Raw genomic sequence first — 25,289 nt, 5'->3', positions numbered from 1 at the left:
ATAAATTCTTATATTTTTACGAGAAACAGTTGTCGTCTTTAAAAGTCGACTACATCGTTTCTTCTTATCATATTGTACTTTCACTGTATATCATGGATAGTTTTAACTGGGTTATTAAAGGTGGGAGGAAAGCATGGAACAAAACCAGGAGAGAAGAAAAAGGTTCGAGCTCTTGATGAAGCAGGGTGAAATTCCGCCTGCAATCATGGACCCCTACTTTTTGGATGGGTATATAGAACGTGTTGAGATCAGTCGCGGTAATCGGGACTGGCAAATCATTATTGCGAAAGAAAGTCTGGTTCCAGCACAGGTATATCGGACATTTTGCCTTAGAATGCGTGAGAAGCTACAGCATATAGCTAAAGTAAGCTTTTTGTTCCTATATGATGAGAAGGTTAGCAGAGCGGAGCTTGTCCAGGAATATTGGGGACTGTTTCTGGAGTGGGTACATCGGGAGATCCCATCGGTAAACGGCTGGCTGACCCGCTCCTCACAGGAGCTTAAAGAGGATACTTTAATGTTAACGATGAGTGATTCCACTTCGATGGAGTTGGCTCGCAAAAAAGGCATCGATGGAGCAATTATTAAATTTTATGATAAGTATTTCGGTCTCTCCTTAAAAGTTAAATTACTAATGGCGGAGAACGAAAATAATAATGTTGAAGCATTCGAAGAATTTCAGCAAAAGCTTCAGCAAGAACAACGCGAGATCGTTGAGCAGATGATGACTGCTGTGGAAACAGAAGCTCCTGCTGATGATAGCGATCCTAATGAAGTAATTAAGCTTCAAGTGGGGTATGAAATTAAGGAACAGGCCGTGCCGATTCTTGAAATTCAAGATGAAGAGAAGAAAATTACAATTCAGGGTACCATTTTTGGTCTGGATCGTAAGGAGCTTCGCAATGGCAGTACCTTGTTCACTTTCAGTCTGACCGATTTTACGGATTCTCTACAAATGAAGATGTTCGCGAAGACTAAAGATGATCTGAAGGTTATGAGTCAGCTAGCTAATGGCAAATGGGTAAGAGCACGCGGGAAAGTAGAATATGACCGTTTTATGCAGATTCCTGAGCTCGTGATGATCCCTTCAGATTTAACGGAAGTTAAGGCACCGCCTGCGCGTAAAGATACAGCTCCTAAGAAACGGGTGGAATTCCACCTTCACACTACGATGAGTACGATGGATGCGGTCACTCCGATCACTACCTATGTCAAAACAGCTGCCCAGTGGGGTCATCCTGCGATTGCGATTTCTGATCATGGCGGCGTTCAGGCTTTTCCTGATGCAAACCATGCAGCTCATAAGCATAAGATAAAAATGATTTATGGTGTGGAAGCTAATGTTGTGAATGACTCTGTGAATATTGTCGAGAACGCTCAGCCTTTGGACTTGAAGACAGCTACCTATGTAGTGTTTGATATAGAAACCACGGGTTTATCGATTACCCGCAATAATATTACGGAGCTGGCGGCCATTAAAATGTGCGAAGGCAAAGAAGTAGACCGTTATTCTACTTTTGTTAATCCGCATGAGAAAATCCCTTATCATATTCAGCAATTGACCAATATTACGGATGAAATGGTTAAGGATGCTCCGGATCTTGAACCAGTGCTGCGTAAGTTTGTTGAATTTGTGGGTGATAGTATCCTTGTAGCTCATAACGCCAGATTTGATATGGGTTTTATTCAGGCCTCGTTACGTAAAATAGGTGAACCTGTGCTTCCGAATCCATCTCTTGATACGCTTGAGCTCGCGCGGTTACTATATCCAAGCATGAAGAATCACAGGCTGAACACATTAGCCGATAAATATAAAGTTCTTCTGGAAAGCCATCACCGTGCGATTGATGATACCATAGCACTCGGCGGTATATTAACAGGATTGCTCGCAGATGCTGAAAAGATGAAGGGCATGACCCGCCTTGATCGACTAAACGATTATGTGGGTAATGATCTTTCGAACACAAGACCGTTCCACTGTAATATTTATGCACTAAATCAAATAGGGAAAAAAAATCTCTATAAGCTCATTTCCATGTCACATACGGAATATTTCAAACGTGTACCTTGTATTCCGAAATCCAAGCTGGAAGAGCATAGAGATGGACTGCTCGTGATTTCCGGTTGTGAACGTGGAGAGTTTTTTGAAGCAGTACTCAACAAAACGACTGAGGAAGCCATGGAGGTTGCTCATTTTTATGATGTGCTGGAGATTCAGCCATTGACCATGTACATGCACTTGGTGGACAAGGGCTTTGTAGCAGGCCCTGATGAGCTTCGCGATGTAGTCCGGAAGGTTTGCGAAATAGGGGAACAGTTGAATAAACCTGTTATCGCAACGGGGAATGTGCATTATCTTGAACCCCGGGACAAGCTGTATCGTGATATTACGATTAATGGGATCACGGGCTTTAGTCCGCTTAAAGACCAACGCAAACCGGATGCACACTTCCGCACAACAGATGAAATGCTGTCTGAATTCGAATTTCTTGGTGCTGAAAAAGCGATGGAAGTCGTTGTCACAAATACAGTTGAGCTGGCGGAGCGTTTTGAAGAACTGGAGCTATTTCCAGATAAGCTATTTACACCAATTATTGACGGGGCGGACGAAGAAATTCGCGAGACCTGCTACAATACTGCCAAATCCATTTACGGTGAAGAGCTGCCTGAGGTAGTTATTGCCCGTTTGGAGAAAGAGCTTGCACCGATTATTAAATACGGGTTCTCTGCCAACTATTTGATTTCTGAACGTCTTGTTAAAAAGTCAAATCAGGATGGGTATCTCGTAGGCTCGCGGGGTTCCGTAGGCTCTTCTGTAGTAGCTACATTTCTTGGGATTTCAGAAGTTAATCCTTTGCCTGCGCATTATATTTGCCTAAACCCCGAGTGTCGCCATAATGAATGGTTCCTGGACGGTAGTGTGCGGAGCGGATTCGATTTACCAGATAAAGTCTGCCCGGATTGCGGTCAGAAGCTCAAAGGTGAAGGCCAGGATATTCCGTTCGAGACCTTCCTTGGATTTAAAGGGGATAAAGTCCCCGATATCGACTTGAACTTCTCAGGGGAATATCAGCCGAATGCACATAACTTTACCAAAGAAATGTTTGGTGAGAAAAATGTATTCCGTGCCGGAACGATTGGTACCGTAGCTGAGAAGACAGCCTTCGGATTTGCAAAAAAATACGAAGAACTGCACCAGAAACGTTGGCGTGGAGCTGAAGTTGGCCGTCTGGCGGCTGGCTGTACAGGCGTTAAACGTAGTACGGGACAGCATCCGGGTGGTATAGTCGTTGTTCCAGACTATATGGAGGTAGAAGATATTACGCCAGTACAATTCCCGGCGGATGATGTCAATGCTGAATGGAAGACCACACACTTTGATTATCACGCTTTTGACGCGAATTTGCTGAAGCTTGATATTCTGGGTCATGATGATCCGACGATGATGCGGATGCTTCAGGATTTGACAGGTGTTGATCCAACTTCTATCCCGATGAATGATCCGAAAGTAATGAGCATGTTTAACTCTACAGATGCACTTGGAGTAAGACCTGACGAAATCAGATCACCGGTTGCGACCTATGGTGTGCCCGAAATGGGTACCAAGTTCGTACGTCAAATGCTTATTGAGTCGAAGCCGTCCAGCTTTGCTGACTTACTGCAAATATCAGGTTTGTCTCATGGTACTGGAGTTTGGCTTGGTAACGCTCAAGAGCTTATAAAGAATAACACTTGTAACATTAAGACCGTTATCGGTTGTCGTGATGACATCATGCTCTTCTTAATTTATAAAGCGGGAATGGATGCGAGCTTGGCCTTTAAAATTACCGAGAGTGTTCGTAAAGGTAAAGGTTTGTCTGACGAATGGATCGAGGAAATGAAAAAGTGCAAGGTCCCACAATGGTATATTGATTCTTGTCTAAAGATTCAATACATGTTCCCGAAGGCGCATGCTGCTGCATACGTAATTTCTGCAGTGCGTACCGCCTACTTCAAGCTGTATCATCCTATTGAATATTATGCGACTTATTTCTCTGTACGTGCAGCAGATTTTGATATTGAATTGTGCTGTAAGGGGTATGAAGCCATCAGCCGTCAGATCGTAGAAATTGAGCAAAAAGGATTTCAAGCTTTGCCTAAGGAAAAGGCTATGTTGCCTGTCCTTGAGATGGCTTTGGAGATGACGGCACGTGGGTTTACATTCAAAAACATTGATCTTTACCGCTCAGAAGCGAATAAGTTTATTGTTGATGACAAGAGTTTGATCCCTCCGTTTTCTGCTTTAGCGGGAATTGGTGAGAATGCTGCTATCAACATAGCTGCTGCGAAAGATGCTGGCGAGTTCCTGTCTATTGAAGATTTCCAGCAGAAATCAAAGGCAAGTAAGACAGTTATTGAGCTGCTGACCGGCATGGGCTGCTTCCGCGGCTTACCGGAAAGCAATCAACTTTCCCTATTTTAAAGGCTTTAACAACACTTATTTCATGGCTAGAAAAGAGTGCTCCAAAGGGGGAGTCAAGGGCTAGCACTTGTCAGTCCAGTTTCCCTATGGTATAATTTCTTTGGTAATAATGAGATAAGTCCGTTGTGTAAAGAGTGGGGAAACCCACTCTTTATCTTTGGTATATAGCAAAAGACAAGTTCGTGGAGGTAATTTTCTTTTGAGCACACCCAAATCTAAAATTAAACAAACGGTAGAGCAGATGCTCGGGCCCTATCTCGACGACAATGGTTTCGAACTGGTGGACGTTGAATACGTGAAGGAAGGCTCCAATTGGTTTCTGCGTATATTCGTAGATAAAGAAGGCGGCATTGATATTGATGACTGCGGGATCATTAGCGAATATTTCAGTCAGAAGTTAGATGAGAATGATCCTATTCCTGAGGCATATTTCCTTGAGGTTTCCTCGCCGGGAGCAGAGCGTCCTCTCAAAAAAGCTTCGGATGTAGCTAAAGCGGTAGGTAAGGACGTGTATGTGACTGTTTATGAGCCGATTCAAGGACTCAAAGAATTTGAAGGTCGTTTGCTCTCGTTCGAGAACGAGGAACTGCTCATCTCCGCGGGCAAAAAAGAACATGTAGTACCGTACGCCAAGGTCGCAAGTGCGAGATTGGCCATTATTTTTTAACGTCTTGAAAGGGGGGCCGGAAATTCATGAGTATGGAGTTTATTGAAGCAATGAATGAGCTGGAGAGGGAGAGAGGCATCAGTAAAGATGTGCTGTTTGAAGCGATTGAAGCGGCGCTGATCTCTAGTTATAAACGTAATTTCAATGCAGCACAGAACGTGCGTGTTGACATGAATCGCAATACAGGTGTCATTAAAGTGTTTGCCCGCAAGTTAATTGTTGAGGAGGTCCTGGATACAAGGACTGAAATCTCATTGCCGGCAGCCAGAGAAATTAACCCGCATTTCCAGCTGGAAGATATCGCTGAGCTTGAAGTGACACCGCGTGATTTTGGACGTATTGCCGCACAGACTGCTAAGCAGGTTGTAACTCAACGAATTCGCGAGGCAGAGCGTGGACTTATCTATAATGCTTTTATCGACAAAGAAGATGATATCGTTACTGGACTAGTTCAACGTCAAGATATGCGGAACATTTACATTGATCTTGGTAAAATCGAAGCGGTTCTTCCGCTTAGCGAATTGATGCCAGGTGAAAAGTTCAAACAAAGCGAACGCATCAAGGCTTATATCACAAAAGTTGAGAATACAACAAAAGGTCCGCAGATTATGCTCTCCCGCAGTCATCCTGGATTACTGAAGCGTCTGTTCGAGCTTGAAGTTCCTGAAATATTTGACGGTGTAGTTGAGATTCGTTCTGTAGCCCGTGAAGCTGGCTTCCGCTCGAAGATTGCTGTGTATTCCCGCAATCCAGAAGTAGATCCCGTTGGTTCTTGCGTAGGTCCAAGAGGCACACGCGTTCAGACCATCGTTACTGAGCTTCGCGGTGAGAAGATCGATATCGTCCGTTATTCTGATCTGGTGCAGGAATATGTTGCGAATGCACTTAGCCCTTCAAAGGTTCTTGAAGTTCAAGTCTTTGAAGCGGAGAAGATGGCGAGAGTGATCGTTCCTGATTATCAATTGTCACTGGCTATCGGTATTAAAGGGCAAAATGCACGTCTTGCCGCTAAACTTACCGGCTGGAAGATTGATATCAAGAGTGAAACTCAAGCGGAGCAGGAATACGGCAGACCGAAATCTTCTATTGATGAAATGCATCAGGATTCCGTCTCCATAGATTAATTAACCTGCTTGACGGGAGGCGTTTGTTATGAAACAAAAAAAGGTGCCGCTGCGTAAATGCGTTGCTACCCAAGAGATGATGCCTAAAAAAGAGCTGATTCGTGTGGTAAGAACGCCTGAAGGTGAAGTGCTGATTGATCTGACGGGCAAGAAGTCAGGCCGTGGTGCTTACATATGCGGCAAGCTTGAATGCTTTCAGCTGGCACAAAAGAACAAAGCACTTGACCGTGCATTGAAATGTCAAGTGAGTCCTGAAATCTACGCCCAGCTAGCCCGGGAGTTTACTTCCGTGGAAGAGCAGTTTCTAGCAGCAAAGGATAGTGAGGATAATGAGTAAGGCGCTTTCTTATTTAGGGCTTGCCATGAGAGCAGGCAAGATAGTCACCGGTGACGAGGCTGTACTCAAAGCTGTACGGTCTTCAGAGGCGAAGCTGGTCGTTCTGGCAGGTGACGCTTCAGATAATACCCAAAAAAAGTTCCGTGATAAATGCGGAACTTACGATATTCCACTAGTAATCGCATTTCACCGGGATGAACTCGGTGCAAGTATTGGTAAAGACCAGCGTGTAGTACTGGCCATTACGGATAAAGGATTCGCGGAAATGATCTCCAAGCAACTCGGAGATACTGTCGGAGGTGGATTTATTGACTAAAGAAGAGAACAAAGATAAATTGCGCGTGTACGAATACGCCAAGTCACTAAACATGAGCAGTAAAGAAATTATTACTATTCTGAAGCGTTTGAATGTCCCTGTGAATAATCATATGAGTGTCATGGAGAATGGATCCGTGAACAAAGTTGAACAGTTCTTTAAGGATATCAAATCAAACGCTGCAGCCAAGCGGGATACCGGCACCAGCAGCCGGCCGGTAACAACCGGTGCGGTAACAGCCGAACCTCAAAGTGCTCAGAATGCCAACAAAAATCAACAGGAAAAGCAGGTAGGTATGAACAGTAACCAAAACAACAACCAATCGACGACGTCCCCAAGGCCCCAAAGCGGACAAGATTCCCGCAGAACACAAACAGGTTCAACGCAGAATGCACGTCCGCAACAAAGCGGTGCTCCACGTACTAACAGTACTAGCAGTACTAGCAGCAGCCGCCCGCAAGGCAGCACTACTGGCGGCAATCGCCCACAAGGTAGCAATACCGGTGGCAGCCGTCCGCAAAGCAGTAATACTGGCGGCAACCGTCCACAAGGTAGCAATACCGGTGGCAGCCGTCCGCAAGGCAGCAATACTGGTGGTAGCCGCCCACAAGGCAGCAACACTGGTGGAAGCCGTCCACAAGGCAGCAACACAAGTGGCAGCCGTCCGCAAGGACAAAGCAGTGCACCACGCACTGACAGCCGTCCACAAGGTCAATCTGGCACAGGCGGAGGTTTCACACGCGGTGATGACAGAGGTCCTAAAAAGAACACAACTGGTGGCAGACCGAATAATAATCAAAGACGTTTCGATGATGGTAAAGGTGGTAACTACCGCGGTCGTGGTGGTAAGAATGGCCGTGGCAAGAACCAGCCAATGGTACACCGCGAGAAGATCGATAACACACCTAAGAAAATCATCGTTCGTGGCAGCATGACCGTTGGTGAAACAGCGAAATTGCTTCACAAGGATGCTTCTGAAGTAATCAAAAAGCTGATTTCGATGGGTGTTATGGCTACCATCAACCAAGAACTTGATATCGACACCATTTTGCTGCTCGCTGCTGAATTTGGCGTAGAAGTAGAAGTGAAGATTCCTGTTGACGAGGACAGCTTCGAAACAGTGGAAGAGAATGACAATGAAGAGGATCTTCAGACTCGTCCTCCAGTAGTTACTATTATGGGTCACGTTGACCATGGTAAAACTACACTACTTGATGCTATTCGTTCGACCAATGTGACGCTAGGCGAAGCCGGCGGAATCACTCAGCACATCGGTGCTTATCAAGTCGAAATCAACCAAAAGAAAATCACGTTCCTTGATACACCTGGTCACGAAGCATTTACTGCTATGCGTGCTCGTGGTGCACAGGTTACGGATATGACAATTATCGTAGTAGCTGCTGATGACGGTGTTATGCCTCAGACCGTTGAAGCTATTGCACACGCTAAGGCTGCTGGACTTCCGATTATTGTCGCTGTTAATAAAATCGACAAACCGGGTGCAGATCCTGATAAGGTGAAGCAAGAGCTTACAAGTTATGAACTTGTTCCTGAAGAGTGGGGCGGAGATACCATCTTCGTTAACCTCTCTGCGAAACAACGTATTAACTTGGAAGAACTGCTGGAAATGATCCTGCTCGTAGCTGAAGTTAATGAGTACAAAGCGAACCCTGACAAACGGGCACGCGGTACTGTTATAGAAGCTGAGCTTGATAAATCCCGTGGACCAGTTGCTCGTATACTCGTTCAGAACGGTACGTTGAAAGTCGGCGATGCCTTTGTAGCAGGTAACTGCTTCGGACGTGTACGTGCGATGGTCAATGATAAAGGTCGTAAGATCAAAGAAGCTGGACCATCTACTCCAGTTGAAATTACAGGTTTGACTGAGGTACCACAAGCTGGAGATCCGTTTATGGCTTTCGAAGATGAGCGTAAAGCGCGTGCGATTGCTGATAGACGTTCTACTTCCCAACGTCAATCTGAGCTGAATACGAACACCCGTGTAACTTTGGATGATCTGTTCCAGCACATTAAAGATGGCGAGATCAAAGACCTTAACGTGATTATCAAAGCTGACGTACAAGGTTCAGTCGAGGCGCTTAAAGGATCCTTGGCTAAGATCGAAGTGGAAGGCGTACGCGTGAAGATCATTCACAGCGGTGCTGGTGCAATTACTGAATCCGATATTACGCTTGCAGCAGCATCGAATGCTATCGTTATCGGCTTTAACGTTCGTCCAGACGCACAGACCAAAGCAGCTGCTGAGCAAGAAAAAGTAGATGTTCGTCTGCACAACATTATCTACAATGTAATTGAAGAAATCGAAAGTGCCATGAAAGGTATGCTCGATCCTATCTATAAAGAGAATGTTATCGGTCACGCCGAAGTTCGCAGCGTGTTCAAAATCAGCAAAGTGGGTACCATTGCAGGATGTATGGTTACTTCCGGTAAAATTACCCGTAATGCTGAAATGCGCTTGATCCGTAGCGGAATCGTAGTGTTCACAGGTAAGGTTGATACTTTGAAACGTTTCAAAGATGATGCCAAAGAAGTGGCGCAAGGTTATGAATGTGGCATAACTTTGGAACGCTATAATGACGTCCAAGAGGGCGACATTATCGAAGCGTTTCTTATGGAAACTGTAGAGCGCTAAGCGAAGAGGTGAATATAGATGTCTAAAATTAGAGCAGGACGAGTGGGCGAGCAGATCAAGAAAGAGCTTAGTCAACTTATCCAAAGCGGTCTGAAAGACCCTCGAATCGGTTTTGTAACTGTAACTGGCGTAGACGTGACTAACGATCTATCGCAAGCCAAGGTATACCTAAGCGTGTTCGGGGATGAAGAGCAGAAGTCAGACTCGCTTAAAGCGATTGAGAAAGCCAATGGTTTTCTTCGCTCAGAGCTTGGCAAGGCCATTCGCCTTCGGCATACACCGGAGCTGATCTTCAAGTTCGACGAATCTGTCGCTTATGGCAGTCATATTGAGAAGCTTCTTGGAGAGCTTCATAAGAACGATTAGAAATAAGTGATTAAAGTGGGGTTCAAAATAGCGTTATGCTATTTTGAACAACCTTTAAAAAGGAGACGGCGAATGCAGAGCTATGAACAAAGTCTCCAGCAGACCCGTGAGTTTCTGCTGGAACACGACGATTACCTTGTAGTGTCGCATGTTCAGCCGGACGGAGATGCAGTCAGCTCCACCCTTGCGGTGGGCTGGCTTCTCTCATGTCTGGGCAAAAAATATACTATGCTGAATGAAGGACCGATCCCGAAGCGAATGGAATACCTATGGCATTCGGATGAAATCATCAATATGGCCTCTAGTGAACCGCCCCGTCAATACAGCAACGTCATCTGTGTGGATTGTGCGGATTTTCAGCGAGTAGGGCTGACAAATCGCTATTTTGCGAATGAGGCTCTTATCCTGAACATTGATCACCATCCAACAAATAACGGTTATGGATTCGTTAATTTAATCAAACCGGATGCAGCTGCGACAGCGGAAATTTTGTTCGACCTGCTGAAGACATTCGAGATCGAATGGGATATTGATATCGCCACAGCTATATATACGGGTCTGTTAACAGATACCGGTGGTTTTCGTTATACCAACACATCACCAAAAGTAATGGCAGCTGTATCTGAGCTATTATCCCTTGGGGTTAACGGTCCTGAACTCGCTGAGACATTGCTTGAAGAAATGACGCTGCCACAGGTTAAAATATTAAATAAAGCCTTAAATACGCTGGAATTATCTCCTGAAGGAGATATTGCCTGGCTATATGTTACACCCGAGCATATGATCGAATGTGCTGCTGCTAATGAAGATTTGGAAGGAATCGTAAACTACCCTCGTAATATTCGGGGCGTGGAAGTAGGCATTCTTTTTAAAGTTATTCACGAACATGCGGTCAAGGTTAGCCTGCGTTCTGCCGGTAAAGTTGACGTGGCTGCATTGGCGCAAACGTTTGGAGGCGGCGGTCATACCCGTGCTGCAGGTGCGCGTATAGAAGCTACGCTTGAAGAGGCAATAGCTCAGGTGCTTGAGGAGGTAAGACGTCATTTATGAGTGAATTAGAAGGTGTTCTGGCGGTTTATAAACCGGCAGGCTTCACTTCACATGATGTTGTAGCCAAGGCACGTCGGATTCTCGGCATGAAACGAATTGGTCATACGGGGACACTAGATCCCCAAGTGACTGGTGTATTGCCGCTTTGTCTGGGACGTGCGACTCGCGTTGTGGAGTATATTCAGGAGCTGCCCAAAGAATATGTGGCAACACTGAGACTGGGGATGTCCAGTGATACTGAAGACTTAACTGGAACCATTACGGAAACTGTTGATGAGGTTCATGTAACTGAGGAAGAGATTCTTGCAGTGCTTGCCTCTTTCAAAGGCGTAATTTCTCAGGTTCCTCCCATGTACTCTGCGGTGAAAGTCGACGGCAAACGTCTTTATGAATTGGCTAGAGAAGGCAAAACCGTTGAACGGAAAAGTCGCGAAGTAGAGATTTATGAAATCGAAATGACGGATATGAATTGGGAAGGTAATCATCCCGACATCACTTTCCGGGTATTATGCTCCAAAGGCACGTATATTCGTACACTTTGTGTAGATATCGGTCGTGCGCTTGGACTGCCGGGTGTAATGGTGAAGCTGGAGAGAACAATGTCGGCAGGAATTTCTGCCAGCCATTGCTTATCCCTTGAGGATATTGCCGCGCACAAGGAAGCCGGAACATTGGAAGATCATTTAATCGCTGCTGATGAGGCAATTTCGCATTTGCCTAAGCATACCGTTATGGATGAGAAGAAGAAGGCAGCACTGCAGGGTCAACGTTTGTCTTCGCGGTTCATTGCTCCAGAAGTGAAGACAACAGGTCAAATTCGGCTATACGATCTTCAGGGATTGTTTCTTGGCATTTATGAGCTGGAAGAGACAGGTGCTATTGCCCCAGTAAAGGTGTTTGCACAAGCTTAAATCAATTTTACCAAGTGAATTGTAGGTGAGAAACAGCGTGAGAACCGTAACGTTAACCTATCCGATGTCGCCGGAGACTGCTGCCGAATGGGCACAACCTCAAGTGGCTGCTCTAGGGCAGTTTGACGGCCTGCATCGTGGACATGCCAGCGTCATTACATCCGCTGTAGCCTTAGCCCGTAAACAAGGTGTGCCGGCTGCAGTCCTTACATTTCATCCTCATCCCAAAGATGTTATGGGTAAGGGAGATTATGAAGGGTACTTGACGCCACCCTTTGAAAAGCAAGAGATTCTTGCCAGCATGGGTGTCGATATCCTGTATGTTGTTGAATTTAATGAGCAGCTTTCCCGGGTTAGTCCACAGAATTTTGTCTCTGTTATGCTTTTACCGCTACATATTGTAACAGCAGTTGTTGGCTTTGACTTTCGCTTTGGCTACCAAGGTGAAGGCGATGTTGAGATGCTTCGCAAACTGGGTGAAGGTGTTATGAATGTGGAAGTTGCTCCTCCTTTTCTGCTTGAAGGTGAAAAGGTTAGCAGCTCCGGCATTCGTAAAAGTCTCCAAAATGGAGATCTGGGGCTGGCAAACTCCTGGTTCGGACGTTGCTATCATCTGCGTGGTGAAGTGGGGCATGGTGAGAAGAGAGGCCGCACAATTGGTTTTCCAACTGCCAATTTGAAGCTCAGTGATCATTTTGTCATTCCGACCAAAGGTGTATATGCGGTCCGAGTCTTTTATAAGGATAAAGTTCTGTACGGGGTTATGAATGTGGGTGTTAAACCAACCTTTCATGAGGGTGTGTTAACTCCAAGCTTTGAGGTTCATCTTTTTGACTTCGAGGGTGACCTGTATGATCAAGAGCTTAAGGTAGAATTGGTAGCTTACATTCGTCCAGAACGGAAGTTTGACTCCATTGGAGCATTGATTACTCAGATTGGCGAGGATGCAGAAACCGCGAAGAAGATTCTGGAGTATAATTTATAGTCATCCCGGACAAGCCGTTTACTTTTGTTAATGGAGATGCTATACTAAGTAACGTTGCTGGCTTACAGCATCATAACCTTAGCTTGGTTGCACGTTCTCACCGACGGTGACGAGGCTAGTGGCGATTATATTGAAGGAGGTGAACAGGATGGCATTAACTCAAGAACGTAAACATCAATTGATCGACGAGCACAAAACTCACGAATCCGATACTGGATCCCCTGAGGTGCAAGTTGCTATCCTAACGGAGAACATCGTTAATTTGACTGACCACTTGCGTACGCACAAGAAAGATCATCACTCCCGTCGTGGATTGTTGAAAATGGTTGGACAACGTCGTAAACTTCTGGCGTATTTGAAAAACAAAGACATCAGACGTTACAGCGCCCTGATCGAAAGACTGGGATTGCGTCGTTAATTTTCCATAAGATTACTCTTAAAGCAGCCTGGTTGTATACCGTATGTCCTTCTCGGAGCGACAGCGGGACAGCTGGGTTGCTTTTTGAAAATTTAGGGAAAACTTAATATTAGGATCGATGAGATTATTCGCAAAAACGGCGACTTTACTTTTCAGTAAAGCCCAGCCGTTTCTTCTTATATGCATACAGAATAGGCAGCCTCCTTTGGGACAAGCCTTTCCAATTCATTTAGATCGATATGTGAACCTGCTATTTTAGACTGCGGGTCTACTACTATTCAAGGAGGTATTTATGGAAAAACGTGTAGAAATGCAGCTGGGTGGAAGACGCCTTGTGCTGGAAACGGGCCGCCTGGCTAAACAAGCAAACGCAGCCGTTATGGTGCGTTACGGGGATACTTCGGTATTATGTACCGTTACGGCTTCAAAAGAGCCTAAGGATCTGGATTTTTTCCCGCTTACAGTTAACTATGAGGAAAGATTATATGCGGTAGGTAAAATTCCTGGCGGATTTATTAAACGGGAAGGTAGACCGAGTGAGAAAGCGATTCTGTCAAGCCGTTTGACAGACCGTCCAATCAGACCACTATTCCCTGAAGGATTCCGTAACGATGTTCAGGTATTAAACATGGTAATGAGTGTGGATCAGGACTGCGCACCAGATATTGCTGCTATGATCGGTACTTCAGCAGCACTAAGTATTTCCGATGTGCCTTTTGATGGACCCATCGGCGGCGTTGCTGTAGGTCGGATTAATGGAGAGTTTGTGATCAATCCGGATATGTCTCAGCAAGCAATCAGTGATGTTTATGTGGTGGTTGCTGGAACGAAGGATGCAATCATGATGGTTGAAGCAGAAGCGAACGAAGTGACGGAAGATGTGATGCTCGAAGCGATTATGTTCGGTCATGATGAAATCCGCAAGATCGTTGCAACCATTGAAGAACTGGTTAAAGTGGCTGGTAAAGAAAAAATGGCTGTGAAGCTGCATACAGTGAATGCTGACGTGAATACTGAGGTCCGTGCATTTGCTGAGGCTCGTCTGGTGGAAGCCGTTAAAATAGCTGAAAAACATGCGCGTCAGGAAGCGATTGATGTCGTTAATGATGAAGCGGTTGCGTATTTCGTAGAGAAGTACATAGAAGCACCGGAGCTTCTGAAAGATGTTAAAGAAGTCCTACATGATATCGTGAAGGATGAAGTAAGACGTCTAATCACACATGATAAGGTTCGTCCAGATGGACGTAAACTTGATGAAATCCGTCCGATTGAATGTGATACAAGTCTGTTACCGCGTACACACGGTTCCGGTCTGTTTACACGTGGACAAACACAAATCCTTAGCGTTTGTACTCTTGGGGCACTAGGTGATGTGCAAATTCTTGACGGAATCGATCCTACTGAAACGAAACGTTTCATGCACCATTACAACTTCCCGCCGTTCAGCGTAGGGGAAGCTCGTCCGCTTAGAGCACCAGGACGCCGTGAAATCGGTCATGGAGCACTTGGAGAACGTGCATTATCCAAGGTTATTCCTAGTGAAACTGAATTCCCGTACACGATTCGTCTAGTATCAGAAGCGATTGAATCTAACGGTTCTACTTCCCAGGCAAGTATCTGTGCCAGCATTCTGGCTATGATGGACGCTGGTGTGCCAATCAAAGCACCTGTAGCCGGAGTAGCAATGGGTCTGATCAAAGACGGAGAGCATGTCTCCATCCTGACGGATATTCAAGGTATGGAAGATCATCTCGGAGATATGGACTTCAAGGTAGCTGGTACAGCAGAAGGTGTTACAGCTATTCAAATGGACATTAAGATTGCCGGTATCGACCGCAAAATTCTTCAGGATGCACTTCAGCAGGCTAAAGAAGGCCGTCTGTTCATCTTGGACAAAATGAATGAAGCGATCTCTGCGCCAAGACCTAATCTGTCCAAATATGCTCCAAAAATCATTATTATCAACATCAATCCGGACAAAATCCGTGATGTTATCGGTGCTGGCGGTAAGATTATCAATAAAATTATTGAAGAAACCGGCGTAAAAATCGACATCGAACAAGATGGCCGTGTCTTTATCGGTTCTTCAGATGAAGAAATGATCCAAAAGGCGCGTTCGATTATCGAAGGACTTGTGCGTGAAGTACAAGTTGGAGAAATCTATGTGGGTACAGTTAGACGTATTGAGAAATTTGGAGCATTTGTTGAACTAATTCCGGGTAAAGACGGATTGGTACACATTTCCCAATTGTCTACTGAGCGCGTAGCTAAGGTTGAAGATGTTGTAGCTGTCGGGGATACAATTACCGTTAAAGTTACCGAAATCGACCAACAAGGCCGGGTTAACCTGTCGCGTAAAGCGGTATTGACTTCGGAAACTGGAGCTAAAGCTTAAGTTTCGATTGTAGAGGTACCTTTTCTAAAGTACCTAATAGCATAATAAAAGGAGACAGAAGCGATTGCGTTCTGGCTCTTTTTTTATATGAAATAAAGTAATGTGCATCACTATCACGCATCTGGCCTCTGTTCTTATGACATAAATTCCTCTCTTGTCTCATAGATTGGGACAAAGTGTCTTTGTATTCGTGTGGAACGGACTACAAGTCGTTTCTACCGGGGAGGAAGTCGTCATGAAGACGGAAAAAGTGGCTTTAGTGGTTGCTTGTATTGCGATCGTGATAGGAATTGGCAGCACTCAGGGACCGGTAAAGGACATGCTTGCGCAATTGAAGCCGCAGGATGACCTAGCTGTGTGGAAGGATATTTCTAAGGCGGAGAACAATGATCTTCGGGCACGGATTGAGACCGCCGCAGCCAAGCTTAATGCCCCTCCAGTGAATGCTGTGGTTGATCGGGTATGGAAGGCGATTCCGGGTTATAACGGGCTTGAAATTGATGTAGAGAGTACATATCGGAATGCTCTTTTGGCACCAAAAGAACCTATAAAATTTGTGTATCGGCAGATCGAACCACAGATATCCCTGAATCAACTGGGGGCTGAACCCATATATCGTGGGAATCCGGCTAAGCCGATGGTATCGCTGATGATTAATGTGGCGTGGGGAAATGAGTACATTGTGCCAATGTTGGATGTTTTGGATGAAGAGAACGTTAAAGTTACGTTTTTTCTGGATGGGAGCTGGCTGAGTAAAAACCCGGAACTGGCTAAAGAAATGCTAAAACGCGGTCATGAGATGGAGAATCACGCTTATACCCACCCTAATATGAGTACTTTAAGTCGTGCACGAGCTACTGTAGAAATTGAGAAGACACAAAAGCTGTTAAAGGAATCGCTTGGAGTCACTAATAAATGGTTCGCCCCCCCTTCTGGTGATTTCGATCAGGAGACGGTAGAAATTGCAGGCAGCTTAGGGCTCAAAACCGTACTATGGACCGTAGATACCGTAGATTGGCGAAATCCGTCTCCTGAATCTGTGGTTGCCAAAATCACAAGCAAAGCGGAACCCGGCACTCTAGTCCTAATGCATCCCACAGCCGCATCCTCCAAAGCTCTGAAGGCCATGATACGTGGAATCAAAGCAAAAGGGTTACAGCTAGGCACAGTTAGTCAAACACTCTCAGCAGAGCGGCTAATCCCCTCTAATGTTGAGTGAGAGATGTATTTCTGGTAGGATTATAGGCACGTGTAATTAAATTAGATAGAACATGGCTATTAGCCAGGAGGACTTGAAGTGGAAAAAATAGTGTTATCCAATGGTTTACGAGTGGTAATGGAGAAAATCCCGACCGGCCGGTCCGTTTCTTTCGGAATCTGGGTAAAGACAGGCTCTCGGAATGAACATCCTGGAAACAACGGGATATCCCATTTTGTAGAACATATGCTTTTTAAAGGTACGGATCGGTACAGCGCCAAGGATATTGCTGAGCAGTTTGACGCCATCGGCGGCAATGTAAATGCGTTTACCTCAAAGGAATATACATGTTATTATGCTAAAGTATTGGATGAGCATCTGCCTATCGCTATAGATGTGTTAGCGGATATGTTCTTCCGTTCACGGATGGACGCTGAAGAGCTGGAGAAAGAAAAGAATGTCATCCTTGAGGAAATTTCCATGTGCGAGGACACGCCGGATGATCTTGTGCATGATTTGATGTGTGCTGCTGCCTACAAGGACCATCCGCTTGCGTATTCCATCCTCGGCTTGAAGGAACGGCTAATGGAGATGAAGCCGGATGATCTTCGGGCGTATATGAAGGAACAATACACGATTGAGAATACGGTTATAAGCGTTGCCGGCAACATTAGTGATGGATTGATTGAACTGCTGGAACAGCATTTTGGTTCTTTTGATAATCATGGTACAAGTGCGCCGCTGACCCCACCAGATTACTATGGAGAGCTCTTATTTCACCGCAAGAAAACAGAGCAGAATCACATCTGTCTTTCCTTACCAGGTGTCCGTTCTGGCGATCCCCTGCAGTATGCTATGGTGCTGATTAATAATGCCGTAGGCGGAGGGATGAGCTCCCGCATGTTCCAGGAAATTCGTGAAAAGCGCGGATTAGCTTATTCGGTGTATTCCTATCACAGCTCCCAGGCAGATTCTGGTCTGTTTACGGTCTATGCTGGAACAGCGCCCAAGCAAACAAAGGATGTCATGGAGTTAATCAAGGAAATGATGTACGAACTTGCTACCAACGGCCTCAGTGAAGATGAGCTGAGAAAAGGTAAGGAGCAGCTTAAAGGCAGCCTCATTCTTAGTCTCGAAAGCACTAGCAGCCGAATGAACCGTATCGGAAAAAATGAACTTATGCTCGGAAGACATAATACATTGGACGATATGATCGCCAAAATTCAGCTAGTGACGATGGACAATATCAACAGTGTGCTGGACCATATGTTCGCGGAGCCGCTTTCTTTAGCGATGGTAGGCTCATCAGATAAAGCTATTGCAAATGTTAGGAGAGATGATCTTGTCTTATTACGTACAAATCAATAAACTTGCTGGAAACGAGGATGTAAATCTTCCTTGTAAAATGTCGGAGCAAGCTTCCGGTTATGATCTTTATGCTGCCGTTGCGGGTGAAATTGTACTTGCACCAGGAGAGCGGGCATTAATTCCAACAGGGATTTCACTGGCTATGCCAGAGGGGCTTGAAGCGCAGATCCGTCCGCGTAGTGGACTGGCCTTGAAGCACGGGATTACCTGCTTGAATACACCTGGAACTATAGACGCCGATTACCGCGGAGAGATCAAAGTGCTCTTGATCAATCTGGGGCAGGAGCCTTTTGCTATCGCTCGCAATGAGCGGATTGCCCAAATGGTATTTCAAGCCGTTCCAGTGGTTAATTTGGTGGAAGTGGAAGAGTTATCCGAAACACAACGCGGAGCCGGAGGCTTTGGCCATACTGGCAAGTAAGATTGTTGTTACAATTCATTTAAAAAGCTTACGAATTCATGCCCAAGGCATGATTCGTGAGCTTTTTTTATTATGCAGAGTTAATTATCCAAAACTTTAATTTCTTCGATTGTTATACAACTAACCCCGACTTCCCCATCGAATAAACTCAGCATTTTCATTGGCGCTCTGCCACTACTCTAACCCTACTGTCAAAGTAAAGACGAAGCCCCTATCGGATCCCAGTGCTCTTATTTATAACAATTCTGCTTAATTCGGCTGTTTTCGGACCCCAGTGTCACTATTTGATCAAAAACACCTGATATCGAGCCTGTTTACATCGAATAAGAACTCTCCAGTCCGAAACTCCTCCTAAAAGGCAAAAAATACACAAATAGTTGCATCTAGGTCCTTAACTCATCAGCCGTAACCCGTAACCCATTAGTTCATCATCAGCCTTGCGTGCCGGGGATTTCATTTCCGCTCTTCACCCATTAACTATGCCCAGCATAAGATGCTTTATAGTCGATAGTGTATGTTGAAAGGAGCGTCATCCCTATGCTTACTGGCGTCAGGATCGTGTTCCTGGGCGGGGACGCGAGACAGCTTGAAGTGATTCGGAAATGTGTGGAATTGGATGCGACGGTAAGCGCTGCCGGGTTCGATAAGTGGGAGGCCCCTAGCCCAGGGGTGAGCCTGGAACAATTGACGGTAGAGCTGCTGAGTAATGCAGATGTATTAGTGTTGCCTACGGTAGGCTGTGATGATGAAGGAAATATTAGTGCTCTATTTTCTTCTGAGCGTTTAACGATTCTGGAGGAGCATTTCACTGCGCTGCCATCCGATTGTTTAGTGTATACCGGTATGGCTAAAAGTTACTTGCGCGGGATGTGTACCAAGCACTCACTGAAGTTAATCGAACTGCTTAATCGTGATGATGTGGCTATTTACAACTCTATCCCGACAGCGGAGGGAGCGCTGGTAATGGCCATTCAGAACACGGATTTTACAATTCACAGCTCGAAGTCAATGGTGCTGGGTTTAGGTAGAACTGGATTTACAATGGCTCGAAGTCTACAGGGACTGGGGGCCAGTGTAAAGGTTGGTGTCAGAAAACAAGAACATTATGCACGTGCTGAGGAAATGGGCTGGAAGCCTTTTATGACCAATGAGCTGCTGCTTCACGTACCGGATGTGGATCTTATATTTAACACGATACCAAGTATGATCATCACCGCGCAGGTGCTCTCGCGGCTTGCGCCGCATTGCGTAATTATTGATCTGGCATCTGCACCAGGCGGCTGTGACTTTCGTTATGCTGAGAAACGTGGGATTAAGGCGATGCTGGCTCCAGGACTCCCTGGCATTGTAGCTCCAAAAAGCGCTGGGATTATTATGGCAAATGCGCTGGTACAGTCGATTTCGGACGAGGCTTTAATCAAGGGGGACGAATAAAATGGATTGGCACGGAAAAACAGTAGGGTATGCGATCACTGGATCTCATTGCACTTTTGCTGAGGTAATGCCACAAATTCAGCGCTTCGTAGACGGGGGAGCAAACGTAGTACCTATAGTTTCTGCCTCTGTACTAGGAACAGACACCCGCTTTGGGACATCGCAAAATTGGTTAAAACAGTTGAAAGATATAACAGGGAATGATATCATTTCTACAATTGTTGAAGCGGAGCCGCTGGGTCCTTCCAAGCTGCTGGATGTGCTGACAATAGCACCTTGCACAGGAAATACAACGAGTAAACTGGCTAATGCCATGACGGATAGTCCCGTGCTAATGGCAGCTAAATCACAGATGCGCAACGGACGTCCACTAGTTCTAGCGATATCTACAAATGATGGATTGGGCCTAAATGCCGCAAATATTGCTAAGCTTCTGGTGGCTAAACATATTTATTTTGTACCATTCGGTCAAGATAACCCTGAGGGTAAACCTAACTCGCTCGTGGCACGCATGGATCTTATCCCGGAAGCTTGCTATGCCGCTTTGCAAGGTAAACAACTACAGCCGATGATCATCGAACGGTTTCATTCAGCATAGAAAATTGACAGAGCTCGGCTGATTTTGTTGTGGACAATAAAAGGGGAGATGCACCAAATGAGCAATGAGAAATGCCAAGATAACGTAGTGGAACCAGCTAAGTTCATTGCTATCAAAAAAATATAAGCAGTATTGCTACCGTCCTCAGGTTCGAGGGCGGTACAGCCATTTAACAACTTACTTAACGAATAAGCTCACGTACCGTAATCTTTTCACGAATGATTAGTGTGTTTGCTTTGATAATAATGGGGGAATTATACATGGGTATTCTGGTACAAAAATTCGGAGGAACATCGCTATCCACACCGCAAGCTAGAGAACACGTAATCCGCAATGTCAAAAGGGAGCTGGCAAGTGGCTATAGTCTTGTAATTGTTGTATCGGCTATGGGCCGTCGTGGAGAGCCTTACGCAACTGACACTTTGCTGGATTGGGCTGTGCAGAACGGAGATGCACTTCCAGACCGGGAAAAAGATCTCTTGATGTGCTGTGGCGAAATTATTTCAGCTACTACTCTATGTGGGCTGCTGGAGAATGAAGGCATCGCTTCTACAGTGTTAACGGGAGCTCAGGCAGGATTTCTGACAGACAGCAACTACGGTAATGCCAGAATTCTGGATGTGCGTCCGGAACGCATTCTCCGTGAGCTGCGTGAGGATAAGGTAGTTATTGTTACCGGGTTCCAGGGCCAGACTGAGGCGGGTGATTTGACAACTTTAGGCCGTGGCGGCAGTGATACCTCTGCTACAGCACTGGGTGCTGCTCTTCATGCTGATATGGTGGATATTTATACGGATGTTAACGGAATTCTTACAGCAGATCCACGGATCGTTGAAGATGCTAAGCCATTAACTTACGTTAGTTATACTGAAATTTGCAATATGGCTCATCAGGGAGCAAAAGTCATTCATCCACGTGCGGTTGAGATTGCTATGCAGGCACAGATCCCAGTTCGTGTTCGTTCAACCTTTTCAGAAGCTGAAGGTACGTTGGTTACGAATCCAGAAGGATTTAACGATATCCAAGCAGGGGGAATTGTGGATCGATTCGTTACAGGGATTGCTTATGTCAGCAATGTTACACAGATTTCTGTGGAATGCCCGGACGGTAACGGAACCGGAGTGCAACTGCAAATCTTTAAGAGTATGGCAGATAACGGGATAAGCGTTGATTTTATTAATGTAACACCTACGGAAGCTCTTTATACGGTTTTTGATGACAAATCAGAGAAGGCTATTTCTGCTCTACAGCAGCTGGGTTTGCGACCTAAGAGTTTGTCGGGTTGTGCCAAAGTTTCTGTTATCGGGGGCGGAATTAATGGTGTGCCTGGTATTATGGCGCGCATTGTTGAGGCGCTTAGCTCGCAAAACATTCAAATTCTACAATCCGCGGATTCGAATACAACGATATGGGTGCTTGTGAAAAAAGAAGATATGGTGCAGTCCCTGCGTTCGCTGCATGCTATGTTTGAATTGCACCGCTGACAAGGAGGAATTCAAAGTGGATTTCGGAAGATTAATAACAGCCATGGTAACCCCTTTTGATGGGGATGGAGAAATCAACTGGGATGTAACTTCACAGCTTGTCGATTATTTAATTGAGGTACAGAAATCAGAGGCTTTGGTTGTCTGCGGAACGACAGGGGAATCGCCTACGTTAAGCGATGAGGAAAAGCTGCAGCTGTTTTCTTTTGTGCTGGAAAAGGCGAATGGACGTTGTAAAGTTATTGCTGGAACTGGCAGCAATAACACGAAACATTCCATTCATCTGACGAAGGAAGCGGAGAAAATAGGCGTAGATGGAGTGCTTTTGGTCGTTCCTTATTATAATAAACCGAATCAGGAAGGTCTTTATCAGCATTTTTCCACGATTGCTTCAGAGACTTCATTACCAGTGATTCTATATAATGTTCCAGGTCGAACAGGTGTAAGTATGAGCGTGGCCACTACCCTGCGACTTGCTGAGATTCCGAACATCGTTGCTACGAAAGAATGCGCGTCTGTAGATCAGGTAACACTTATTGCCTCTGCTTGTTCAGATGATTTCCGTGTATATACGGGTGATGATGCCTCAGGTCTTGCCAGTCTGGCTGTCGGTGGATACGGAATTATAAGTGTATCTAGCCATGTGGTTGGTGCGCAGATGTCAGAAATGATTTACGCTTATACCTCCGGCAATGTTCAGCTTGCTGGAGAGATTCATCGCCAGCTGTTCCCGATTTTTAAAGGAATGTTTGAATGCCCACAACCGCTGCCCAATCCTTCAGCTGTAAAATATGCTTTAGGACTCAAGGGGATCCCTGTGGGCGGAGTCAGATTGCCGCTTATTTCGCCAACGGAAGCGGAAGCGGCTTTTATTGAAGCGCTTTTTCACTAAGAATTAATCATTGCTGATGTACGTTCTAAACCGGCTACTCTATTGAGGGAGCCGGTTTTTGCATTTATATTTTTTTTCTGAAATATTGAGGCGAATTTAAGGAAAGAATTTGGATACGAGGCGGATGACTTGTCTTTTGCCAAAAAAATCATGTATAATGATCTTAAGTGACTGGGTGCGGTTAAAATTAAATATGCGGTAATCTTCCGTCAATGTAATACATTGTGAGACAGGATAGGTCCCAAGATGAGTCTGTTTAAATAAATGACATGTCTTCGCGCGAGGGGCGCGACGGTGAATTTTGATGGCGTTTGTCCGCTTCAATATGAACTTTACTGCCCGGAATCGGGAGCTTTCGCATTGCGCATTTTACAGATTTCAGGAATTTCCTCGTCGATTGGAAGTTATTGGCTGTTTGAAAGAAATGTGTTCAGCGCCGCTGAAATAATCGAAGTTCGATATTTACCAATAAAAGTATGACGTCCAACATCATAGGAGGGTTAGATTCATTTGTCCAAAAAAAACAACAACGATAAATTGACGATTTTCGCATTGGGCGGAGTCGGAGAAATCGGGAAAAACATGTATGTTATTCAATACGGAGCTGACATTGTAGTCGTGGATTCGGGACTCAAGTTTCCGGAAGAGGATATGCTCGGTATTGACATCGTAATTCCTGATATCTCGTATTTGACAGAGAACCGTGACAAGGTAAGAGGTATTGTGCTTACTCACGGACACGAGGATCACATCGGTGGTCTACCTTATGTCCTGAAGAATTTGAATGTTCCAGTCTATGGAACAAGATTGACTTTAGGTCTTGTAGAGAACAAATTGAAGGAAGCGAACCTGCTGGGTGACACCAAACGGATTCTGATCAACGAAGATTCAGAAATTCAATTGGGGAACTCACTTAAGGTAACTTTCTTTAGAACCAACCACAGTATTCCTGATTCCGTGGGTGTATGCATTGAGACTCCGGAAGGAAATGTTGTTCATACGGGCGATTTCAAATTTGACCACACCCCAGTCAACGGTCAATTTGCAAATCTGCATCGGATGGCAGAGATTGGCCAAAAGGGCGTACTTGCTCTTTTGTCAGATAGTACGAATGCTGAGAAACCAGGCTTTACCCCATCTGAGAAGAATGTCGGTATTGTGCTGGAAGATATTTTCCGCAAGGCTGAGCAACGTGTCGTTGTAGCAACTTTTGCTTCCAATGTGCACCGTATTCAACAAGTGGTTAATGCAGCAGAATCTACGGGTCGTAAGATTACGGTAATTGGCCGCAGTATGGTCAACGTTGTATCCATCGCTTCAGAGCTTGGATATTTGAACGTACCTGACGGAATGCTGATCGAACCGGAAGAAATGAATAGAATGGCAGCAAATCGTGTAGTTGTTCTTTGCACAGGCAGCCAAGGTGAGCCAATGTCTGCATTGACACGTATGGCACGTTCTAGTCATCGTAAAGTAGATATCCTGCCAGGCGATACCGTTATTATTGCGGCAACACCTGTGCCAGGTAATGAGAAGTATGTAGGCCGTACTATCGATGAATTGTTCCGTCTTGGTGCTAATGTGATTTACAGCGGTTCCAACTCCGGCGTTCACGTATCCGGTCACGGTAGTCAAGAAGAACTTAAGCTTATGCTTAACCTGATGAAACCGAAATTCTTCATTCCGATCCACGGTGAATACCGCATGCAGCGCAAACATGCTTTACTGGCAGAATCGGTTGGCGTAGAGCCACAGAACATTTTTATCACTGAAATCGGTGAAATTGTTGAAATCCAGGGCGGTGCCGCTCGTAAGGCTGGTAAAGTAACAGCTGGTAACGTATTGATTGACGGACTAGGTGTAGGCGATGTTGGTAACATTGTATTGCGTGACCGTAAGTTGCTGTCTCAAGATGGTATCTTGGTTGTCGTGGTTACACTTAGCAAGCAGAATGGTGCAATTGTTTCTGGACCTGACATCATTTCACGTGGTTTTGTTTATGTTCGGGAGTCCGAAGGGCTGCTCGACGAAGCTAACCGAATTGTATCCAGTACATTGCAACGCCTGATGAGTGAAAAAGTAAATGAGTGGGCTTCCCTTAAAACAAGCGTAAAAGATTCGCTGGGCCGTTTCTTATATGAACAAACGCGCCGCAGACCGATGATTTTGCCAATTATCATGGAAGTGTAAGGAGAGTTTCTCCTTCAATG

General features: G+C 45.3%; 20 protein-coding genes. All 20 read left to right on the top strand.

What is annotated here, in order from left to right; all coding sequences use genetic code 11:
• The first annotated feature begins 133 nt into the window (after nucleotides 1–133).
• The 20 genes from NSQ55_RS18280 (at nucleotide 134) to NSQ55_RS18185 (ending at nucleotide 25,269) form a co-directional block, all read left to right on the top strand.
• A complete protein-coding gene (locus tag NSQ55_RS18280; protein ID WP_076182626.1) occupies nucleotides 134–4,462 on the top strand; it encodes a PolC-type DNA polymerase III in 4,329 nt (1,442 codons plus the stop codon).
• A 199-nt stretch (nucleotides 4,463–4,661) separates the two neighbouring features.
• Entirely contained in the window at nucleotides 4,662–5,129 is a 468-nt protein-coding gene (gene rimP / locus NSQ55_RS18275; protein WP_076182620.1) for a ribosome maturation factor RimP, read from the top strand.
• Between the two features lie 26 nt (nucleotides 5,130–5,155).
• A complete protein-coding gene (nusA, locus tag NSQ55_RS18270; protein ID WP_036688470.1) occupies nucleotides 5,156–6,253 on the top strand; it encodes a transcription termination factor NusA in 1,098 nt (365 codons plus the stop codon).
• A gap of 28 nt (nucleotides 6,254–6,281) precedes the next feature.
• On the top strand, nucleotides 6,282–6,590 hold the full coding sequence (locus NSQ55_RS18265; RefSeq protein ID WP_036688467.1) for a YlxR family protein: 309 nt from the start codon (nucleotides 6,282–6,284) through the stop codon (nucleotides 6,588–6,590).
• A complete protein-coding gene (locus tag NSQ55_RS18260; RefSeq protein WP_036688466.1) occupies nucleotides 6,583–6,906 on the top strand; it encodes a YlxQ family RNA-binding protein in 324 nt (107 codons plus the stop codon). Before NSQ55_RS18265 ends, NSQ55_RS18260 begins: the two co-directional genes overlap by 8 nt.
• Nucleotides 6,899–9,559: a translation initiation factor IF-2 gene (gene infB, locus NSQ55_RS18255; protein WP_076127844.1), complete on the top strand. Its 2,661-nt coding sequence runs from the start codon at nucleotides 6,899–6,901 to the stop codon at nucleotides 9,557–9,559. Before NSQ55_RS18260 ends, infB begins: the two co-directional genes overlap by 8 nt.
• 18 nt (nucleotides 9,560–9,577) lie before the next feature.
• Nucleotides 9,578–9,925 carry a 30S ribosome-binding factor RbfA gene (gene rbfA, locus NSQ55_RS18250; RefSeq protein ID WP_076127845.1) on the top strand — a complete coding sequence of 116 codons (348 nt, stop codon included), beginning with the start codon at nucleotides 9,578–9,580 and terminating at the stop codon, nucleotides 9,923–9,925.
• A 72-nt stretch (nucleotides 9,926–9,997) separates the two neighbouring features.
• Complete coding sequence (locus NSQ55_RS18245; RefSeq protein ID WP_076106341.1) at nucleotides 9,998–10,975, top strand: bifunctional oligoribonuclease/PAP phosphatase NrnA; 978 nt, start codon at nucleotides 9,998–10,000, stop codon at nucleotides 10,973–10,975.
• Complete coding sequence (truB, locus tag NSQ55_RS18240) at nucleotides 10,972–11,886, top strand: tRNA pseudouridine(55) synthase TruB (protein ID WP_339168425.1); 915 nt, start codon at nucleotides 10,972–10,974, stop codon at nucleotides 11,884–11,886. The genes NSQ55_RS18245 and truB overlap by 4 nt, the downstream gene beginning before the upstream one ends.
• A gap of 37 nt (nucleotides 11,887–11,923) precedes the next feature.
• Nucleotides 11,924–12,871: a bifunctional riboflavin kinase/FAD synthetase gene (locus tag NSQ55_RS18235; protein ID WP_076127848.1), complete on the top strand. Its 948-nt coding sequence runs from the start codon at nucleotides 11,924–11,926 to the stop codon at nucleotides 12,869–12,871.
• 148 nt (nucleotides 12,872–13,019) lie between these two features.
• On the top strand, nucleotides 13,020–13,289 hold the full coding sequence (gene rpsO / locus NSQ55_RS18230; RefSeq protein WP_036656390.1) for a 30S ribosomal protein S15: 270 nt from the start codon (nucleotides 13,020–13,022) through the stop codon (nucleotides 13,287–13,289).
• 292 nt (nucleotides 13,290–13,581) lie between these two features.
• The gene (pnp, locus tag NSQ55_RS18225) at nucleotides 13,582–15,684 is read left to right on the top strand and encodes a polyribonucleotide nucleotidyltransferase (RefSeq protein ID WP_076127850.1); all 2,103 of its coding nucleotides are present in this window, start codon (nucleotides 13,582–13,584) and stop codon (nucleotides 15,682–15,684) included.
• Between the two features lie 235 nt (nucleotides 15,685–15,919).
• Nucleotides 15,920–16,903 carry a polysaccharide deacetylase family protein gene (locus tag NSQ55_RS18220; RefSeq protein ID WP_076182607.1) on the top strand — a complete coding sequence of 328 codons (984 nt, stop codon included), beginning with the start codon at nucleotides 15,920–15,922 and terminating at the stop codon, nucleotides 16,901–16,903.
• Nucleotides 16,904–16,981: 78 nt separating this feature from the next.
• Entirely contained in the window at nucleotides 16,982–18,250 is a 1,269-nt protein-coding gene (locus tag NSQ55_RS18215) for a pitrilysin family protein (RefSeq protein ID WP_076190912.1), read from the top strand.
• Nucleotides 18,225–18,671, top strand: coding sequence for a dUTP diphosphatase (dut, locus tag NSQ55_RS18210; protein ID WP_172628834.1), 447 nt, complete (start codon nucleotides 18,225–18,227; stop codon nucleotides 18,669–18,671). Before NSQ55_RS18215 ends, dut begins: the two co-directional genes overlap by 26 nt.
• Nucleotides 18,672–19,208: 537 nt before the next feature.
• Complete coding sequence (gene dpsA / locus NSQ55_RS18205; RefSeq protein WP_076182605.1) at nucleotides 19,209–20,105, top strand: dipicolinate synthase subunit DpsA; 897 nt, start codon at nucleotides 19,209–19,211, stop codon at nucleotides 20,103–20,105.
• A 1-nt stretch (nucleotide 20,106) separates the two neighbouring features.
• Nucleotides 20,107–20,703: a dipicolinate synthase subunit B gene (locus NSQ55_RS18200; protein ID WP_036688443.1), complete on the top strand. Its 597-nt coding sequence runs from the start codon at nucleotides 20,107–20,109 to the stop codon at nucleotides 20,701–20,703.
• Between the two features lie 260 nt (nucleotides 20,704–20,963).
• The gene (dapG, locus tag NSQ55_RS18195) at nucleotides 20,964–22,187 is read left to right on the top strand and encodes an aspartate kinase (RefSeq protein WP_036688442.1); all 1,224 of its coding nucleotides are present in this window, start codon (nucleotides 20,964–20,966) and stop codon (nucleotides 22,185–22,187) included.
• Nucleotides 22,188–22,203: 16 nt separating this feature from the next.
• Nucleotides 22,204–23,079 (top strand): 4-hydroxy-tetrahydrodipicolinate synthase, encoded by an 876-nt coding sequence (dapA, locus tag NSQ55_RS18190; protein ID WP_076201735.1) that lies wholly within the window; start codon nucleotides 22,204–22,206, stop codon nucleotides 23,077–23,079.
• Nucleotides 23,080–23,589: 510 nt separating this feature from the next.
• On the top strand, nucleotides 23,590–25,269 hold the full coding sequence (locus NSQ55_RS18185; RefSeq protein ID WP_076127859.1) for a ribonuclease J: 1,680 nt from the start codon (nucleotides 23,590–23,592) through the stop codon (nucleotides 25,267–25,269).
• Nucleotides 25,270–25,289 lie beyond the last annotated feature (20 nt).

This window comes from Paenibacillus sp. FSL H7-0943 (genome assembly GCF_037963265.1).
Taxonomy (GTDB): domain Bacteria; phylum Bacillota; class Bacilli; order Paenibacillales; family Paenibacillaceae; genus Paenibacillus_AQ; species Paenibacillus_AQ odorifer.
The sequence above is the reverse complement of the archived record's forward strand: the minus strand, read 5'-3'. Positions and strand labels throughout refer to the sequence as shown.

Excerpts from the sequence above, each read along its gene's own strand:
- NSQ55_RS18280 (WP_076182626.1), top strand. The coding sequence starts at position 134 with ATGGAACAAAACCAGGAGAGAAGAAAAAGGTTCGAGCTCTTGATGAAG.
- nusA (WP_036688470.1), top strand. The coding sequence starts at position 5,156 with ATGAGTATGGAGTTTATTGAAGCAATGAATGAGCTGGAGAGGGAGAGA.
- NSQ55_RS18265 (WP_036688467.1), top strand. The coding sequence starts at position 6,282 with ATGAAACAAAAAAAGGTGCCGCTGCGTAAATGCGTTGCTACCCAAGAG.
- NSQ55_RS18260 (WP_036688466.1), top strand. The coding sequence starts at position 6,583 with ATGAGTAAGGCGCTTTCTTATTTAGGGCTTGCCATGAGAGCAGGCAAG.
- rbfA (WP_076127845.1), top strand. The coding sequence starts at position 9,578 with ATGTCTAAAATTAGAGCAGGACGAGTGGGCGAGCAGATCAAGAAAGAG.
- NSQ55_RS18245 (WP_076106341.1), top strand. The coding sequence starts at position 9,998 with ATGCAGAGCTATGAACAAAGTCTCCAGCAGACCCGTGAGTTTCTGCTG.
- truB (WP_339168425.1), top strand. The coding sequence starts at position 10,972 with ATGAGTGAATTAGAAGGTGTTCTGGCGGTTTATAAACCGGCAGGCTTC.
- rpsO (WP_036656390.1), top strand. The coding sequence starts at position 13,020 with ATGGCATTAACTCAAGAACGTAAACATCAATTGATCGACGAGCACAAA.
- pnp (WP_076127850.1), top strand. The coding sequence starts at position 13,582 with ATGGAAAAACGTGTAGAAATGCAGCTGGGTGGAAGACGCCTTGTGCTG.
- NSQ55_RS18220 (WP_076182607.1), top strand. The coding sequence starts at position 15,920 with ATGAAGACGGAAAAAGTGGCTTTAGTGGTTGCTTGTATTGCGATCGTG.
- dpsA (WP_076182605.1), top strand. The coding sequence starts at position 19,209 with ATGCTTACTGGCGTCAGGATCGTGTTCCTGGGCGGGGACGCGAGACAG.
- NSQ55_RS18200 (WP_036688443.1), top strand. The coding sequence starts at position 20,107 with ATGGATTGGCACGGAAAAACAGTAGGGTATGCGATCACTGGATCTCAT.
- dapG (WP_036688442.1), top strand. The coding sequence starts at position 20,964 with ATGGGTATTCTGGTACAAAAATTCGGAGGAACATCGCTATCCACACCG.